This window comes from Streptomyces sp. NBC_00513 (assembly GCF_041431415.1).
In the GTDB taxonomy this organism is placed as follows: domain Bacteria; phylum Actinomycetota; class Actinomycetes; order Streptomycetales; family Streptomycetaceae; genus Streptomyces.
Map to the genome: position 1 here is coordinate 3,132,690 of NZ_CP107845.1, position 16,794 is coordinate 3,149,483.

Below are 16,794 nucleotides of genomic sequence, written 5' to 3' on the forward strand. Positions count from 1 at the left end.
GCGGTGCCCGGGTCAGCGGTCCAGGAGGTCGGACCGGCCCTGGGCCTCGTAGGAGGACAGCAGGGCGGCCAGGGACTGGGCGTCCAGGGGCCGGTAACCCGGTTCGCCCGGCGGGGACCACCAGACCGGGTCCGGGCAGCGGAAGCCGGCGCGGCGCAGGGCCACGCGGTGGACCTTGTTCGTCGCCGTCGTCGGCATCTCGGGGACCACCCGGACGTAGCGCGGCGGCATCTTCGTGCCCAGGTCGGGCTGCGCGGCGAGGAACGCGGCGAACGCCGACGGGGAGAACGTCGCCCCCGGGCGGAGGGCGACGGCCGCCATCACCTGGTCGCCCGCGACCTCGTCCGGCACGGCGTAGACCGCCACGGCCGCCGCGTCCTCCCATCGGGCGAGGACGTTCTCGATGACGGCCGCGGCGAGGTTCTCGCTGTCGACCCGCAGTCGGTCGTCGGTGCGGCCCGCGAAGTAGAGGAATCCGGCGGCGTCGCGGAAGAAGAGGTCTCCGGTCCAGTACCAGCCGTCGCGGGTGCGCGCCGCCTCGGCGTCGGGGTTGCGCCAGTAGCCCTCGAAGAGGCCGCGGCCTCGGTTGACGAGTTCTCCGATGGCCTCGCGGCCGTTGAGGAGGCGGCCCGAGCCGTCGAGGACGGCCGCCGGGCATTGCCTGCCCGTCTGCGGGTCGACGACGACGAGGTCGTCCCCGGCGCCGGCGCGGCCCAGTGCGGCCGGCGGGGTGTCGGGGGTGCGGACCACGGACGCGCCGCCCTCGGTGGCCCCGTAGCCCTCCACCAGGCGGACCCCGAACCGCTCGGTGAAGCGGGCGGCGTCCACCGCGCCGGCCTCGGTGCCGAAGCCGAGCCGCAGGGTGTGCGCGCGGTCGTCGGGGCGGGGCTCGGTGGCCAGGAGGTACTGGATCGCCCGGCCGACGTAGGTGAAGTAGGTGGCCTCGTAGGCCCGTACGTCGTCCAGGAACCGGGAGGCCGAGAAGCGCCGCCTCAGGGCCACGGACGCGCCGCCGGCCAGCGCCGGCAGCCAGTCGGCGATGACCGCGTTGCCGTGGAAGAGCGGCATGCAGACGTAGTGGACGTCGTCGGGGGTGACCGAGAACCGGCGGGCCAGCGCGGTTCCGGCGGCGGCCAGGCGGCCCTGGGTGCAGAGGGCGGCCTTGGGGGCGCCGGTGGAGCCGGAGGTGAAGTAGAGGAGCATCCGGGAGGCGGGGGTGGGGCCGCCGGAGAGTACGGCCTCCCCCGGCTTGGCTCCCGCGTAGGGCGCCAGCAGTCGCGCGTACTCCTCGGTGTCGGTCACGAGGATCCGTACGCCCGGCAGGTCGAGGCCGCGCAGCAGCGGCAGGTGGGCGCGCTCGGTGACGAGGATCCGGCAGTCGGTGTGCAGGATGTCGCGGGCCAGTTCGGGGCCGCGCCGGGTCGGGTTGATCCCGGCGACGGCGGCCCCCGCGAGGGCCGCCGCGCCGAGCCAGAACGGGAACTCCGGGGTGTTGTCGAGCAGCACTCCCAGGTGCGGCTCGGCCTCCGGCGGCAGGAGGTCGACGAGCAGCGCGGCGCGCGCGGCGGCCTCCTGGGCGGTCCGGTGGCGGCTGAGGACGGCGTGCTCGTGCTTCAGCCCGGGCCGGTGGTCGCCCCATTGGCGCGCGATGAGCTCCGCGACGGTGTCGGGTGTGGTCGTCGTCCGCATGCCGCCGGAGGTTAGCTGACGTTACGTCAGAATTGAACGTCGGAGCAGGAGTAGAAGGCCATCGGGGTGTCGTTGACGGTCCAGACCGCCAGGATCAGGTGCCGACCGGTCTTCCCGCTCGGCATGGCGCCCTGGTGGACGGTGGTCATGGCGGGGCGGGCGCCGTTGTAGGCGACCGTGAGGAAGGGCTGGGGGTCGAGGGCGGCCCGGGTGAGCGGCTTGGTGGGGTCCCAGCCGTTCTTGGTGACGTAGTACTTGAAGTCGGTGGTGGAGTGGTTGGCGGTGAACTGCCACCGGAAGCCGTAGCTCTGACCGCTGTTGACGCGGGTGGCGGGCCAGGTCCCGCCGCGCTGGTCGTCGAGTTCGGCGAACTGGGCGTTGCCGGCCGCGCATATCTTCCCGTCGGCCGGTCCGGCGGCCGGGAAGCCCTTGAAGCCCTCGGCGCTCTGCGGTTCCCACTGGATCTGGCCGCAGTTGGAGACGGTCTTGTTGGCACAGAGCTTCTGGCGACTGATGGGGGTGTCGGTGTATCCGTGACTGCTGGCGGTGGGGGTGCCGAGGAGGGTGGCGCCGGCGACGAGGCCGAGACCGAGGGCCGTGACGCCGGCTCGTTTGGGCATGCGGAAGGAACGCATGATGCTCCTTGGACGTGGGGGGAGTCTGGCGAGAGCGTGCGCACGCGTGGGGATGGTTTCCAGGTCTAGACCAAGTCCCAGATTATTGACGAGAGTTGGCCATGTCTATACCAATGGGAAAACGGGTGGTCCGGTCGTTCCCGGCCACCCGTTCTCCCGCGTCGCTCGTCGTCCGCTCCCGCGTCGCCGCCGTCTTCTCCCGCGCCTCGGCCGCCGATCGCCGCTACTGGTCCGAGCGGCCGGTGTAGAAGGCCACGGTGAGGTCCTTCACCAGGGCCTTGCGCTCGTAGTCGTCCAGCTCGACGATCCCCCGTGACGTGAGCCGGTGGACCGTGTCGTCGACCGCGTCGACGACCGAGGACAGCACGGCATCCCGATGCCGGGCGTCGATCGCCGCGATCCGACGGCGCCGCATGGCCTCCGCCACCTCCGGGGCGTACTCGATCCGGGTGGGCTGGGCGGAGAACACCTCCACGCCGACGGCCTCGGTCTCGGCCGCCAGCAGGCGGGTCAGCGCGTCACCGACCGCCTCGGCGTCGCGCAGCGTCGGGGCGTCGTCGTGGAAGGCGTCGGCCGGCAGCTGGGACAGCACCCGGGCCATGGCCGACTCGACCTGCTCGGCCAGGTACTCCGTGTGGTCCCCGACGGCGAGGGTGGCGCGGGCCGTGTCCTTGACCTGCCAGACGACCTGCACGACCACCTGGAGGGCGAGGCCCCCCGAGTCCACCGCGGGCATGGGGTCGCTGCGCCAGTGGCGCAGCCGCACGTCCACCCGCCGGCGCAGCAGCAGCGGGCTGACCCAGGTGAGGCCGGTACGGCGGACCGTGCCCCGGTAGCTGCCGAAGAGGGTCAGCACCCAGGCGTGGCCGGCCTTGGCGCGGCCCAGCCCGCCCAGTGCGAGGAGCGTGACGATGCCGAGGAAGGCGAGCGGGGGCCAGTGGGTCGCGCGCAGCCCCTGGTAGGCGCGCGGGGCCGCGCCGAAGCCGGCGGCGAGGGCATCGGGGACGGCGCCGGCCCGCCAGAGCACCGCCGAGCAGCCGGCCAGCGCGAGGCCGCCGACGGCCACGGCGATCCAGCCGGGCAGTACGGGTCCGCGGTGTTCGCGGAGCCGGTCGTCGCCCCGGGGGACACGACGGCCGGCCGCGGGGCGGGACGCGGGGGCCGCGTGCCCGGACCGCCGTGCGGCCGGGTCCCCGGCCGGAACGGGGGGCCCCGTGGGCGCCTGCCCGAGGAAGGGCAGGTGCACGGGCACCGCGGTGGCCGAGGCCCCCTGGGCGGGACGGAGCCGGGGGAGGTCCCGGGTGTCGTCCTCGTCGGCGTCCGCCATGCCGCGGGCCACGGCCCGGGCGACGAGATCGGCGACGCCGTCCGCCGCGACGCCGGCCACGTCCGGTCCGGGGACCGTGCGCACGACGGGTTCGGCGGGCGGCCAGAGCTCGTCCTGCGGGTGGCCGGCCACGGCCGGGCCGGGGGTCGGGGCGAGGGCGGCCGGAGGCCGGGGTTCCGGGGCCGGGGCGGGCCGGCGGTCCGTCACGGGCCGGGGCCGCGGGGCGTCCGCCGGGGCGTCCACCTCGGCGCGTGCGGCCGGCACCGCGTCCGGGTGCGCCCGCGCGTCCTGGGCTTCCCCGGTCGGTCCCTCGGCCGGGGAGGCCGGCACGACCGGGGGCTCGGGGGTCCCGGGCGCGTGGTTCGCAGGGGCGTCCCGGGGCGGCTGCGGGTACGGGGTCGCCGACTCCGCGCGGGCGGGCCACGCCGGCGGGGCGGTGTCCGGAGCGTCGGCGGGGTGACCCTGGGCGGGCGTCGGGTACGCCGCCGGCTCCGGCGCGGCGGCGCGCAGGGGGCGGCGCTCCGGCTCGACGGGAACGGAGCCGCGGTACTCCGGCACGGGCGGCGGGGCCGCCACGGGCTCCGGCCGGGCGTGGCGGGGGTACGGCTCCCCCGCACCCGGCTCCCCCGCGCCCGGGTCGGCCGCCGCGGGCGGACCCGCGTGGGCGAACGCCGGCCGTGCGAACGCCGGGTGCGGCGTCGGGAGCATCGGCTCGGGCACGGCCGGGCGGGCGTGCGCGTCGTCGGCCGGCCGGTCGGCGGCGTGCGCCGGGTGGGGGCGGGGCGCCGAGGCGTACGCGGGTGACTCGTCGGCGCGGTCGGCGGCGCCGGGCGCGGGAACGGCGGTCACGGTCCGGGGCGCGGGGTCGACCGGGGGGATCGGGGCGCCGGGGTGCGAGGCCCACGGGTGTCGGGCCGGGGCGGGCAGGTCGCCCGGGTACCGGGAGGCCGCGCCGTCGGCCGCCTCTCCCCCGCGGGGTTCCGGCGGGGCCGGCGGGGGCAGCGGCTGCGGGGCCGCGTCGGCGACCGGGCGCGGTACGTCGAGGTCGTGCGGGGCCGTCGCGGTGGCCGGGTGGGGCCCGGCCGGGGCCGCGGCCGGCTCCGGCCGGGCCCCGGGCGCCCACGCGGGACGGGCCGGGGCCGGGGCGGGAACCACCGCCGGAGCGGGGGCCGCGATCGACTCGGCCGCGACCGGAGCCGGGGGCACCACCGGGGCCGGGGCGGTGGTCCAGCGCCCCGGGCGGGGGGCCTGGGAAGGCGCCGTCGCGTCGGGCCGGATCGCTCCGTCTGCGGCGGCGGGGCCCGGGCGGGCGCCGGCGGCGAGGGGCCGGGAACCGTGCGGGACCGGAGGAACGGGGAAGTCGCCCGTCGTGGACGTGGTGCGGGTGGGGTACATCGTTGCCTCCGTCATGCGAACAGCCGGCGCCAGGTTTCCGGGCCCGGGTAGCCGTCGGCCGAGGCGCCGCGCCAGCCCTGGGCGCGCTGGAAGGCCTCGACGTTGCGGCGGTCGGCCTCGCTCCAGAGGGCGCCCGGGCCGGACGTGTAGTGCTTGCCGAAGCCCTTCTGCACCAGTCGGCGACCGAGGGCGGTGATGAGCGCGTGGGACCGGCCCGGTCGGAAGAAGGCCTTCCCCGGGTAGGCGGGCACCCCGCCCGGCCCCGCCTGACCGACCGGTGTCGTCGGCTTCGTGGGCGTGGTCGGCGTGGTCGGCTTGGTGGGCGTGGTCGGCTTGGTGGGCGTGGTCGATGCCGCCGGCGGGATGCTCTTGCCCTGCCTCAGGGCCAGCAGCCGCCAGGTGTGGGCGCCGGGAATGCCGTCGGCGTCCGCGCCGGTCCATCCCTGCGCCCGTTGGAACGCCTGGGTGGCCAGCCGGTCCTCGTCGGACCACACCGGGCCGGGGCCGTTGGGGTAGAAGCGGGCGCCGCCGCGTTCGATCAGCAACCGGCCGAGCTGGGTCACGTACTCGTTGTTCGCGCCCGGCCCGAACTTCGAGGCACCGGGGAAGGTCGCCGACACCGCCGGCGGGGACCCGGTCGCCGGGAGTTCGACGGGCGTCACCGGAGGCGTGGGCGTGCTGCCGGGGACGCCTCCCGTGACCCCGTTGAAGCGGTAGGGGAGGTACTTCGTCGCGTTGGCCCAGTACCCGTACGGGGTGGCCTGTTTGCGGGTGTGCGGGCGGGTCTGCTCGTAGGCGACGTAGTGCGTCCGCGTCCCGTCGACCCAGCCGCCGAAGAGGACGACGTGCGAGCCGTTGTTGGGGTCCGCCGGATTGTGGAAGAGCAGCATGTCGCCCGGCAGCAGTTCCTCCTTCGCGATCCGGGTGGCGAAGGTGTCGAGGCTGCCGGTCCACTCGTTGGTGCCGAGGTTCCAGGCCATCGAGACGTAGCCCGAGCAGTCCTGCCGGTAGCCGTCCGACCAGTACTCGGACATGCTGTAGGGGACCTTGGCGTCCAGCCACAGCTTCGCCCGGTTGATGATCGTCGTCCGGTCGATGCGTCGGATCGTCGACGGGGCACCGGGCAGGCCGCCGGGCTTGGCGGGCGTGCCCTTCGGCCCGTGCAGCGGGGATCGGCCGCCTTGCGGGGAGCCCGGATCGGGGTCGTCGAGCCGCACCGGGCCGAGTCCGGGTGCCGCGGCGGAGGCGGCCAGTGCGGCGGAGCCGCCGCCGCCCAGGACCACGCCGGCGGCGGTGGCGAGCACCAGCGCCCGGCGCGCGCCGCGGGCGGCGCGGTGGCCGCCGTCGCGAAGCGGTATGGCCCGCGCACGGGCGAGGGCGCGACGGCGCTGCGCGCACCCGAGGCAGACGCAGTCGCCCGCGGGCTCGTACTCCTCGAAGACCGGCATGGGCATCTGCGGCATCTGCACATGCACCGGCGGCTGCATCGTCATGCGGTTCCGTCCACTCCCCTGCTCGTCCACTGGTCCGGCGTCCGGGCACGCATCTGGCGGGGCATCAGATTCGGCTCGGCCCAGACATATCGTGCACGACAAACCCCTTAAACATGGGTTAATCGGACAACACGGGCGCGGCTGGTCACGAGCACGTCCGGAGGTGGGGTAGAGTTTTGCCTGTCACCAAGCGCCGCTAGCTCAGTTGGTTAGAGCAGCTGACTCTTAATCAGCGGGTCCGGGGTTCGAGTCCCTGGCGGCGCACAGACGAGAAGAAACCCCCCGAGGCGAAAGCCTCGGGGGGTTTCTTCGTTCGCTCGTCCGGCCGTGCCCGCGCCGCCTGCCTACGCGGCCGTTCCGGTCCGGGCGCCGACGCCCGTCAGGTAGGCGGAAACCACCACATTGGCCGTGTACTGCTTGGCGGCCTTGTCGTACGTGCCCCCGCACGTCACCAGTCGCAGTTCCGCCCGCCCCTTGATCCGCGGGCCGTACGCCTTGGCCGGGTCGAAGCCGGCGCGCTCGTAGACCTTCACGTCCTCGATCGTGAACTCCGCGACCGAGCCGTCCGCCCGGTGGACCCGGACCTTGCCGCCCGGCTCGGCGGTGCTCAGACCGAAGAACACGGCGGGCTTGGACTTGGTGTCCACGTGGCCGACCATCAACGCGGTGCCGGCCGCGCCCGGCAGGGTGCCGCCGCTCCACCAGCCCACCGTGCCCGGACTCTCGTACGGCGGCGGCTCGATCGCACCCTGCGCGTCGAGCCTGCGGAAGATCACCGGCGCCTGGATGCCCATGGCGGGCACGTCCACCCGCGCCGGCAGGGCCCCGGCCAGCGGGGCGTGCGCCGCCGGCAGCCCCGGGACCACCACCCCGCCCGCCTGACCGGCGGGCGAGGGCGGAACCCCGGTGATCTCGCGACCCCACAGCCACAGGCCGCACACCAACACCGACCACGCGGCGACGGTCAGCACACGGGATCCGCCGGAGCTCCTCGGCTCCCCGGTCACCGGAGACGGACCCTCACTCGCCGCTGCGGCGACGGCGCAGGGTCAGGGCCCGGCCGGCGACGGCCAGCGTCGCGGCGGCGGCCAGGACGGCGCCGATCACCGTGTGCGGCAGGCCCGGGCCGTCGGCGTCGTGGCTCTTCTTCGCGGTCACGGTCGCCTGCGCGCCCTCCGCGGCCCGGGCCTGTTCCCGTTCCTTGGCGATCTTCGTGGACGCGGCCAGCTCGGCGGCCATGCCGCCGCCGCCCGCGTGGACGGGCCAGACCGGCGAGTGGTGCGGGTTCGGGCGGTCACGGTGGATCTGAATCGAGCCGCGCACCTCCCGACCCTCGCACTTGACCCGGATCTCGTGCCATCCGGGCTCGGCGTGGTGGGCGATGGTCGCCTCGCCCCCCAGGATCTTCCGGTCCTCGCGGCCCGGGGACAGCCTGGCCTCCCAGGCGAACACGGACGACGTGGCGGAGGCCCAGTCGCACGCGCAGCCGCGGACCTCCAACTTGACCCGGTCCCCCGGTTCGGCGGGATTCGGCCGGACCGAGACGCTGCCGCGGTCCCGATCCCTGTCCCGGTCCCAGTCCTCGGCGACGACGGTGGGCGCGGCCACGGCGGTGAGGGCCGTCAGGGCGACGGCCACCCCGGTGGCACGGAAAGCGATCAGAGCACTGCGCATGGTGAACCTCCTCGACAAGGAGCCTCACGCGCGGCGCGCCGCTCCGCATCCGGAGCGGCGCCCGCTTGGCCCGTACGTGTCAGCCGTACGCCCCGTACGTGTCAGCCGTACGCGTTGAAACGCAGGTGATCCGGTGTCAGACGAGATCGACCAGGTCGGCGATCGAGTCGACCGTCTTCGTCGGACGGTAGGGGAACTTCTCGGTGTCCTCGACCGAGGTGAGACCGGTCAGCACCAGGAAGGTCTGCATGCCCGCCTCCAGCCCGGCCAGGACGTCGGTGTCCATCCGGTCGCCGATCATCGCGCTGCTCTCGGAGTGCGCGCCGATGGCGTTGAGGCCGGTCCGCATCATCAGCGGGTTGGGCTTGCCAGCGAAGTACGGCTGCTTGCCCGTCGCCTTGGTGATCAGCGCGGCGACCGCGCCCGTGGCGGGCAGCGGACCCTCGGTGGACGGGCCGGTCTCGTCGGGGTTGGTACAGATGAAACGGGCGCCGGCGTTGATCAGCCGGACGGCCTTGGTCATCGCCTCGAAGCTGTACGTGCGGGTCTCGCCCAGCACCACGTAGTCCGGCTCGTGGTCCGTGAGGATGTAGCCGATGTCGTGCAGGGCCGTGGTCAGCCCGGCCTCGCCGATGACGTACGCCGTGCCGCCCGGACGCTGGTCGTCGAGGAACTTGGCGGTGGCGAGCGCGGAGGTCCAGATGTTCTCGACGGGCACCTGGAGACCCATGCGGTTGAGGCGGGCCTGGAGGTCGCGCGGGGTGTAGATGGAGTTGTTGGTCAGCACCAGGAAGGGCTTGCCGGACTCGCGCAGCCGCTTGATGAAGGCATCCGCGCCCGGGATCGGGGTGCCCTCGTGGATGAGGACCCCGTCCATGTCGGTGAGCCAGGATTCGATCGGCTTGCGCTCTGCCACGGGGGTTCTCCGCTCTGCGGGGCCTCTGACCTCGGGGGCCTCTGGTCTCTACCACCCTATCCGGCACGGGCCGTGGGCGCGGAGCCCGTCCACGGCCCGGACATCGGCCCCTCGCGGCGGCTCAGCCGAGGGTGACGTCGTCCACGGCCCAGAACCAGTTGTTGGCGCCGCTGTAGCGGAAGCGGACCTGGACGTCGGTGGCGCCGGCCGGTACCCGCAGGCTCAGGCTCTCGGTCCTGGCGAGGGCGTCGGCCGCGTACGTCTTGACCACGGTCGGGGCGCCGCCGTTGTACGAGACCAGGACCTGGGCGGTCTGCCCGGCCTCGTGGCGGTAGTGGCTCCGGTAGCTCAGGGTCCTCGTGGAGCCGCCGGTGACCGGCCACTTGGGGGTGAGCAGGGTGGAGTCGAAGGTGCCGGTGTGGCTCTTGTCGTCCCACTCGTCGGAGTCCGCCACGGCGAACACGTCGCGGGAGCGGACGTTCAGCTCGCGCCACTGGTCGCGCTGTGACTGGCTCCAGAACTCGTCGGTCGCGAAGGCCCACCCGGCCCACTCGGTGACCCCGCCCGTGCCCATCTTCGAGTTGTCCACGGCCCAGCCGGCGGGCGGGGTGTGCGTGAAGCCCTTCACTCCGGCCGGGATGCCCGTCTCGTCCACGCGGGCCTGGAGGTTGGGGCGCAGGGTGTCGAAGGGGTCGTTGTCGGGGGCGTTCAGCGGGACTCCGTCGAGGGCGGCGCCGCCGACGCCGACCTGGGCGAGCGCGGTCGCGGCGACGTCGACGAGCCGTACGTCGGTGCGTACCGAACCCGCTTGGATCCCGGGGCCCTTGGCGATGACGAAGGTGCCGCGCTCCGCGATCGTGGATCCGCCGTGGCCGCCGCCGTCGGTGTGGCCGTGGTCGGTGGTGACCAGGATCGTCCAGTTCTCCCGGTCGCGGGTGGGTCGGTTCTCGACGGCGGTGAGGAGCTTGCCGACGAGGACGTCGACGCGGGCGATGGCGTTGAGGTACTCCTGGCTCGCCGCGCCGGAGGTGTGGCCCGCGTGGTCGACCTCGCCGAGGTAGACGAAGGCGGCGTCCGGGTTCTGGTCGCGCAGTTCGGCGGCGGCCGCGGCGGCGATCTTGGGGTCCTCGCTGCCGTAGCCGTCGCGGTCGCCCTTGAGGGAGAGCCGCTTGTCGACCTTCGAGGAGAAGATCGGGCCGTTCTGGTCGGTGGAGGTGATGGGCTCCCAGTCGGCGGCGGCGTAGGTGTTGAGGGCCGGCTTGGCGTTCTCGACGCGGGTCAGGAAGTCCGGGTACGCCGTGTAGTTCTTGCCGGTGAAGGAGTTGTCCTTCACGCCGTGCTTGTCGGGCCAGACGCCGGTGGCGATGCTGGACCAGCCGGGGCCGGAGGAGGTGACGGCCATCGGGTTCGCGTAGAGGGTGCTCTTGGCGGTCAGGCCCTGGGCCATCAGGCCGTTGAGATGGGGCGCGTCGGCGGTCTTGACGCGGTCGAGGACGACGCCGTCGAGACCGATGACGAGCACCTTGTCGGTGCCGGCGGCCTCGGTGGCGCCGGCGGGGTGGGCGCCGAGGGCGGTGGCCAGCAGGGTGGCGGCGACGGCGGCGACCGTCAGGACGCGGCGCGGCGACTGGGCAGGGGACACGTACTCCTCCGGAGTGATCGTGGGGATGGCGCGGCGGGCGTGCGACGGGTCCGGACCGCGGCGCGGGGGCTTCGGTCCAGACCCGTTATCCCAACGTCACTCTCCAGGCCTCAGGTGGCCAGGGAGTAACCGGTCAGCTTCCGGTTGCCGACTTCCACGCGTCCACGTGGGCCTTGAGGTTCTTGTCGATGTCCGTCCAGTCGGGCTCGAAGATCTCGACGCCCGTCATCAGCTTGGTGAGTTGGACGGCGTTGGCGTCGGTCGGCTTGACGTCGGTGCGCGCGGGGAAGCCGCCGCCGACCTCGCTGACCAGCTTCTGGGCCTCCTCGCCGAGCAGGAAGTCAAGGAGCTTGCGGCCGTTCTCGGTGTGCGGGGCCTTGTCGACCAGGCCGGCCGCGTACGGCAGGGAGAAGGTGGTGGGCCTGCCGCCCTCCTTGGCGGGGAACCAGATGCCCAGGTTCGGCATGGACTTGGCCTGCGCGAAGTTCATCTGCACGTCGCCGTTGGCGACGAGCAGCTCTCCCTTGTCGGTCTTCGGGGCGAGCTTGCTGGTGGAGGAGGACGGGCCGACGTTGTTGGCCTGAAGCTTCTTGAGGTACTCCATCGCCGGTTCCTTGCCGCCGAAGTCGTGCATCGACTTGACGAGCACGGCGGTGCCGTCGCCCGCGACGCCCGGGGTGGAGTACTGGAGGCGGCCCTTGTACTTGGCGTCCAGCAGCTCTTCCCAGGTCTTGGGGGCCTGGGACAACTCCTTCTTGTTGTAGACGAATCCGAAGTAGTTGTTGACGATCGACGTCCACTTGCCGTCGGTGGCCTTGTCGGCGCCGTTGACCTTCTCCGAGCCGTGGGGCGCGTAGGCCTGGAGGAGGCCCTTCCCGTCGGCCTGTTGGATGAAGGGCGGCAGGGTGACCAGGACGTCCGCCTGGGTGTTGGTCTTCTCGCGGACGGCGCGCTGCACCATCTCGCCCGAGCCGCCCTCGACGTACTTGACCTCGATGCCGGTCTCCTTGGTGAACGCGGCGAAGACCTTGTCGTACCAGCCGTCGCCCTTCTCGCCCTTGAGGCCGTCGGCGCTGTAGACGGTGACGATCTTCTCGCCGGCCCGGGAGTCGGCGGCGCCCGATCCGCCGCCGCAGGCGGTGAGGCCGGCGGCGAGGGCGAGGCCGCCGGTGACGGCGGCGGTGGTGCGAAGGGGAATGCGACGACGGTTGCGCTTGCCGGGCATGGGGCTTCCTTACGGGAAAGGGAGTCGGCAGGGTTCGGCGGTGCGGGGTGGGGCGGCGAGGGGTGGGGTGCGGGCGTGACCGGGGCGGGTCAGCGGTAGGACGCCTTGGTGCGGATGCGGGAGACGGCCAGGAGCACCAGCAGGGTGGTGGCCATCAGGACCACCGCGACGGCCGATCCGCCGAAGAGCGAACCCCGGTCGGTGGCGGTGAAGACGCGGACCGGCAGGGGCATCCAGTCCGGCGGGTAGAGCATCATCGTGGCGCTCAACTCACCCATGGACAGGGCGAAGCAGAGCCCCGCGGCGGCGGTCAGGGAGGGCAGCAGCAGGGGGATCCTGATCCGCCACAGCACCTGGGCGGGAGATGCCCCCAGGGAGGCGGCGGCCTGCTCGTAGGCGGGGTCGAGCCGCACGATCGCGGCGGAGACCGACTGGTGGGCGAACGCCGTGACGAGGACGGTGTGGGCCAGGACGACGATGGTGCTCGTCCCGTTGAGGAGCAGGGGCGGCCGGCTGAAGGCGACGAGGACCGCGAGGCCCACCACCACCGACGGTACGGCGACCGGCAGCATGAACAGGGCGTCCAGGAAGCGCTTCCCGCGCCTCTTCAGGCCGGCGGCGGCCAGCGCCGCCCAGCTGCCAACGGTGAGGGCGAGCAGGCTCGCGACGAGGGCGGTGACCAGGGATGTGGTGAGTGCCTGGAGGGATTCGCCCCGGACGGCGGAGGCGTAGTTCGCGGTGGTCGGGCCGGAGGGGAAGGCGCCGGACCAGTGGGTGGCGAGGGAGGCGGCCACCACGACGAGCAGCGGCAGCGCGAAGAGGGGGAGGAAGAGGAGGCCGAAGAGGCCCCAGGCGGCCCAGCGGCCGGCCCTGCTATGCACCAGCACGCTTGCTCACCACCCGGTAGAGGCCGAACAGGCCGACGGAGATCGCGATGTTGACGACGGCGACGACGCAGGCGGCCGGGTAGTCGGATTCCAGGATCGCCTTGCCGTAGACGAGCATCGGGAGCGTGGTGACGCCCTTGGCTCCGGTGAACAGGACGATCCCGAACTCGTTGAGGCACATGACGAGGACCAGGCTGCCGCCGGCGGCGAGGGCCGGCAGCGCCTCGGGGAGGATCACCCGCCGGACGATCCGGGCGGGTCCGGCGCCGAGCGAGGAGGCCACCTCCAGCTGGGCGGTGTCCAGTTGGGAGAAGGCGGCGAGCAGGGGGCGCATGACGAACGGGGTGAAGTAGGTGATCTCCGCGAGGAGGACGCCCCAGGGCGTCGCCAGGAAGTGGAAGGGGCCGTCCGCGACGCCGAGGACGTCGGTCCAGATCCCGTTGGCCATGCCGACCGAGCCGTAGATGAAGAGGAGGGCGAGGGTGATGAGGAAGGAGGGGAAGGAGAGGAAGACGTCGATGAACCGGGAGACGGCCCTGGCTCCCGGGAAGGGCACGAAGGCGATGACGAGGGCCAACGCGAAGCCGAGGACGAGACATCCGACGGTGGCGCCGACGGCCAGCCAGACGGTGGTGCCGAGGGCCTCGCGGAAGGGGGTGGAGGCGAAGACGGTGGAGTACGCGTCGAAGGCGCCGCCGTTCTCGGGGGTGAAGGACTGCCGGACGACCAGGGCGAGCGGGTAGAGGAAGACCAGCGCGAGGACGACCACCGGGGGCAGGCTCCACACCCAGCGCGGGACGCCGCGTGCGGCGGGGGCTGCGGGTGCGGGTCCGGGGGTGGCGTGCGGGCCCGGGGCGGAGGTACGGGGCGGCTGCCGGGGGACGGTGGCGCGGGCCGGCCCGGCGGGGGCCGATCGCGGGTCCGCGACCTCAGCCATCCGACACCCCCGCCGACAGCAACACCGCGTCCCGGGGCTCGAAGTGCAGGGTCACCCGGTCGCCCAGCGCCGGGGTCTCGCGCAGTTCGGGCAGGTCCGCCTTGACCCGGTGGCCCGCGACGTCCACGTACAGCCGGTGCGTCGAGCCGCGCCACTGCACCTCGGTGATCGTGCCGTTCAGGGCGTTGGGGCCCGCGCCGAGGCCGATCAGGTGGGGGCGTACGCACAGGGTGGCGCCGGCGCCGGGCGCGGCCCGGCCCCGGTCCAGTACCAGGGCGCGCCCCTCGAAGACGGCGCCGGTGTCGGCGACGGTCACCGGGAGGAGGTTGGCGTTGCCGACGAAGGAGGCCGTGAACTCGGTGCGCGGTGAGCGGTACAGCTGCCGCGGGGTGCCGCAGTCCTGGAGCCGGGCCTTGTCCATGACGGCGATCCGGTCGGCCAGGGTGAGGGCCTCGATCTGGTCGTGCGTGACGTACAGGATCGACACGTCGGGGAGTTCGCGGTGCAGTCGGGCCAGTTCGGCGAGCATTCCGGAGCGCAGTTGGGCGTCCAGCGCGGACAGCGGCTCGTCGAGGAGGAGCACGCCGGGGCGGATGGCGAGCGCGCGGGCGATGGCCACGCGCTGCTGCTGCCCGCCGGAGAGTTCGCGGGGGTGGCGCTTGGCGTAGGCGGCCATCCCGGTCATCTCCAGGGCTTCCGCCACGCGGCCGGGTATCTCGGCCCTGGGCGTCTTGCGCGCCTTGAGTCCGAACGCGACGTTGTCCTCGACGCGCAGGTGCGGGAAGAGCGCGTACTGCTGGACGACCATGCCGATGCCGCGTTTGTGGGGCGGGAGGGCGGTGACGTCCCGGTCCCCGATCCACACCCGGCCCGCGAAGGGCCGTACGAAGCCGGCGACCGCCCGCAGCGCCGTGGTCTTGCCCGATCCCGACGGACCGAGAAGGGCCATGACCTCGCCCTGCTCGACCGTCAGGTCCAGGGAGTCCAGCACGGTGTTGCCGTCGTAGGCGACCGAGACGGACTCGAAGCGGATCCCGCTCACGTGCCGGACTCCCGGGCCAACAGTGCGGGGAGTTCGGCGATCGAGCCGAGGACGTGGGTCGCGCCGTGCTCGTCGAGGGTCCGGCGGTCGTGGGCGCCGGTGAGGACGCCCGCCACGATCCCGGCGCCGGCGCGGCGGCCGCTGAGCATGTCGTACGCCGTGTCGCCGGCGACGACCGTCTCGCGTACGTCGGCCACCGCGCCGGTGCGCAGGAACGCGGCCAGCACCATGTCCGGGTAGGGCCGGCCGCGACCGCCCGCGTCGGCGGGGCACAGGGTGAGGTCGGCGAGGTCGCGCCAGCCGAGGGCGTCCAGGATGGCGTCCTGGGTGACGCGGGCGAAGCCGGTGGTCAGGACGACGGTGCGGCCGTCGCCGCGCAGCTTCTCGATGGTCTCGCGGGCGCCGGGGATCGGGCCGATGAGGCCTGCGTCGACGAGTTCCGCGTACGCCTCCTCGAAGGTGGCGTTGGCCTGGCGGGCGAGGTCCTCGCTGCCGAACAGGTGGCGGAAGACGGAGATCTTCGACTCGCCCATGGTGTCGCGGACGTACTGGAGCTTCGCGGCGTGGTCGGCGGTGCCGGGCTCGACGCCGAGGCGCTCGGCGGCGCGCTCGAAGGCCCGCTCGACGAGGCCGCCGTCGGCGACGGTGGTGCCGGCCATGTCGAGGACGATCAGCCCGCCGGGGGTGGTCGCGTGTTCGGTGGTGGTCGGGTTGCTCGTGCTGTTCATGGCGCCTGTGCTGTTCGTGTTGCCCGTGCTGTTCGTGTTGCCCGTGGATTCGGTGTTCATGGTGGTTACCAGCCCAGTTCGTTCGCGGTGGTCTCGGCTATGGCGGGCGAGCAGGTCATGCCGCGCCCGCCCGGTCCGGTCACCAGCCAGACGCCGTCGCTCACCTGCTTGCGGTGGACGACGCGGGTGGTGTCGGTGCACTGTGCGTACACGCCCGCCCAGCGGTGCCGGATCTTCGGCAGGGGGCGGCCCAGGAGGGACTCCACCACCTCGGTGAGGTGCTCGTAGGGGTCTTCGAGGGTGTCGAACGCGAAGGGGTGCTCGTACTCGTGGGTGTCGCCGATGGTCAGTCCGCCGTCCCGGCGCTGGACCATGAGGAGTTGCATCCGGTGCTCGGCCGCGACGGGCGCCTGCGCCTGCTCGGCGTCGAGGGCGTCCAGGGCGTCGCTCCGGTAGGCGGGGTAGTAGCGGAAGCTGTCCGCGTCGGCGACCGACGTGGTCAGCGGCTCGCCGAGCGGGGCGGTCTGCATCATCTGCAGCCGGACCCGGCGCACGGGGAGGTCGGGTTCCAGCTCGCGGACCAGGCCGCTCAGCCAGGCGCCGGTGGCGAGGATCACCGCGTCGCCGCGGTGGACGTCGCCGTGGTCGTCGCGGACGGCGCCGGGTCCGACGACCTCGCGGACCTCGCGCCCGGGGAGGAAGGTGTACCGGCCGGTGGCGCGCAGGGCCTCCCGCAGGTGCAGTTGGGCGGTGCGCGGTTCGACGGCCGCGTCCCGTTCGCACCAGAGGGCGGCGTCGAACTCGCCGCGCAGTGCCGGGTTGATCTTCCGGGCCGCGGCGGCGCCGACCAGTTCGTAGCCGCGGGCGGCGGCGTCGGGCCGGGCCGCGGCCGCCTCCGCCACGGCGTACTCGCGGGCGCCTCGTACGGGGGTGAGGGAGCCGATCGCGCGGAAGCCCAGGCCGGGCACCTCCGCGCCGATGCGTTCCCAGAGCTCGCGGGCCCGCAGGGCGGTGTCGAGCTCCTCACCGCCTGCTCGTCCGCTGATCCAGATCTGGCCGAAATTGCGTAGTGACGCGCCCCGGGCCTCCGCTTCCCGCTCGATCTGGACGACCTCGTGGCCGCGTTCGACTGCTTGCCAGGCGTGCATGGTGCCGACCACGCCGCCTCCGACGACTATGACTCTCACGCCGTCCACGGTGGGTG

At 73.6% G+C, this 16,794-nt stretch carries 15 protein-coding genes and 1 tRNA gene; 2 read left to right on the forward strand and 14 right to left on the reverse strand.

All coding sequences use genetic code 11. From position 1 onward, the window contains the following. Positions 1 to 12: 12 nt before the first annotated feature. Both OHA84_RS14540 and OHA84_RS14545 read right to left on the reverse strand, forming a co-directional pair. Positions 13 to 1,689, reverse strand: a complete 1,677-nt coding sequence (locus OHA84_RS14540; protein WP_266971382.1) for an AMP-binding protein — start codon at positions 1,687 to 1,689, stop codon at positions 13 to 15. 26 nt (positions 1,690 to 1,715) lie between these two features. Beyond that, positions 1,716 to 2,309 carry a lytic polysaccharide monooxygenase gene (locus OHA84_RS14545; protein ID WP_266974091.1) on the reverse strand — a complete coding sequence of 198 codons (594 nt, stop codon included), beginning with the start codon at positions 2,307 to 2,309 and terminating at the stop codon, positions 1,716 to 1,718. A gap of 116 nt (positions 2,310 to 2,425) precedes the next feature. Here OHA84_RS14545 and OHA84_RS14550 point away from each other — a divergent pair, with 116 nt between their 5' ends. Further along, positions 2,426 to 2,572, forward strand: coding sequence for a hypothetical protein (locus OHA84_RS14550; protein ID WP_159041240.1), 147 nt, complete (start codon positions 2,426 to 2,428; stop codon positions 2,570 to 2,572). On the opposite strand, the gene OHA84_RS14555 is transcribed toward OHA84_RS14550, so the two are convergent. Further along, positions 2,548 to 5,061 carry an SPFH domain-containing protein gene (locus OHA84_RS14555; protein ID WP_266971379.1) on the reverse strand — a complete coding sequence of 838 codons (2,514 nt, stop codon included), beginning with the start codon at positions 5,059 to 5,061 and terminating at the stop codon, positions 2,548 to 2,550. The genes OHA84_RS14550 and OHA84_RS14555 overlap by 25 nt on opposite strands. After that, the gene (locus OHA84_RS14560; RefSeq protein WP_266974089.1) at positions 5,058 to 6,500 is read right to left on the reverse strand and encodes a peptidoglycan-binding protein; all 1,443 of its coding nucleotides are present in this window, start codon (positions 6,498 to 6,500) and stop codon (positions 5,058 to 5,060) included. The genes OHA84_RS14555 and OHA84_RS14560 overlap by 4 nt, the downstream gene beginning before the upstream one ends. 229 nt (positions 6,501 to 6,729) lie before the next feature. On the opposite strand from OHA84_RS14560, the gene OHA84_RS14565 reads away from it, so the two are divergent. Next, a tRNA-Lys gene (locus OHA84_RS14565) sits at positions 6,730 to 6,803 on the forward strand. Positions 6,804 to 6,883: 80 nt separating this feature from the next. Here OHA84_RS14565 and OHA84_RS14570 read toward each other — a convergent pair. From OHA84_RS14570 to OHA84_RS14615, 10 genes are all read right to left on the reverse strand, one after another. Further along, positions 6,884 to 7,510, reverse strand: a complete 627-nt coding sequence (locus tag OHA84_RS14570) for a class F sortase (RefSeq protein ID WP_323178876.1) — start codon at positions 7,508 to 7,510, stop codon at positions 6,884 to 6,886. Positions 7,511 to 7,559: 49 nt separating this feature from the next. Next, complete coding sequence (locus OHA84_RS14575; protein ID WP_053684254.1) at positions 7,560 to 8,213, reverse strand: hypothetical protein; 654 nt, start codon at positions 8,211 to 8,213, stop codon at positions 7,560 to 7,562. A 136-nt stretch (positions 8,214 to 8,349) separates the two neighbouring features. Further along, positions 8,350 to 9,129: an HAD-IIA family hydrolase gene (locus OHA84_RS14580; protein WP_053684256.1), complete on the reverse strand. Its 780-nt coding sequence runs from the start codon at positions 9,127 to 9,129 to the stop codon at positions 8,350 to 8,352. A gap of 121 nt (positions 9,130 to 9,250) precedes the next feature. Continuing rightward, positions 9,251 to 10,771, reverse strand: a complete 1,521-nt coding sequence (locus OHA84_RS14585; protein WP_266971376.1) for an alkaline phosphatase family protein — start codon at positions 10,769 to 10,771, stop codon at positions 9,251 to 9,253. Positions 10,772 to 10,904: 133 nt separating this feature from the next. After that, a complete protein-coding gene (locus OHA84_RS14590; RefSeq protein WP_266971374.1) occupies positions 10,905 to 11,996 on the reverse strand; it encodes a 2-aminoethylphosphonate ABC transporter substrate-binding protein in 1,092 nt (363 codons plus the stop codon). A gap of 89 nt (positions 11,997 to 12,085) precedes the next feature. Next, entirely contained in the window at positions 12,086 to 12,883 is a 798-nt protein-coding gene (locus OHA84_RS14595) for an ABC transporter permease (RefSeq protein WP_053684262.1), read from the reverse strand. Beyond that, positions 12,870 to 13,820 (reverse strand): 2-aminoethylphosphonate ABC transporter permease subunit, encoded by a 951-nt coding sequence (locus OHA84_RS14600; protein ID WP_266971372.1) that lies wholly within the window; start codon positions 13,818 to 13,820, stop codon positions 12,870 to 12,872. The genes OHA84_RS14595 and OHA84_RS14600 overlap by 14 nt, the downstream gene beginning before the upstream one ends. Further along, positions 13,813 to 14,862, reverse strand: a complete 1,050-nt coding sequence (locus OHA84_RS14605; RefSeq protein ID WP_266971370.1) for an ABC transporter ATP-binding protein — start codon at positions 14,860 to 14,862, stop codon at positions 13,813 to 13,815. Before OHA84_RS14605 ends, OHA84_RS14600 begins: the two co-directional genes overlap by 8 nt. Beyond that, on the reverse strand, positions 14,859 to 15,590 hold the full coding sequence (locus tag OHA84_RS14610; RefSeq protein WP_266950607.1) for a phosphonatase-like hydrolase: 732 nt from the start codon (positions 15,588 to 15,590) through the stop codon (positions 14,859 to 14,861). The genes OHA84_RS14605 and OHA84_RS14610 overlap by 4 nt, the downstream gene beginning before the upstream one ends. Positions 15,591 to 15,655: 65 nt before the next feature. Next, positions 15,656 to 16,777, reverse strand: a complete 1,122-nt coding sequence (locus tag OHA84_RS14615; protein ID WP_053684293.1) for a TIGR03364 family FAD-dependent oxidoreductase — start codon at positions 16,775 to 16,777, stop codon at positions 15,656 to 15,658. Positions 16,778 to 16,794 lie beyond the last annotated feature (17 nt).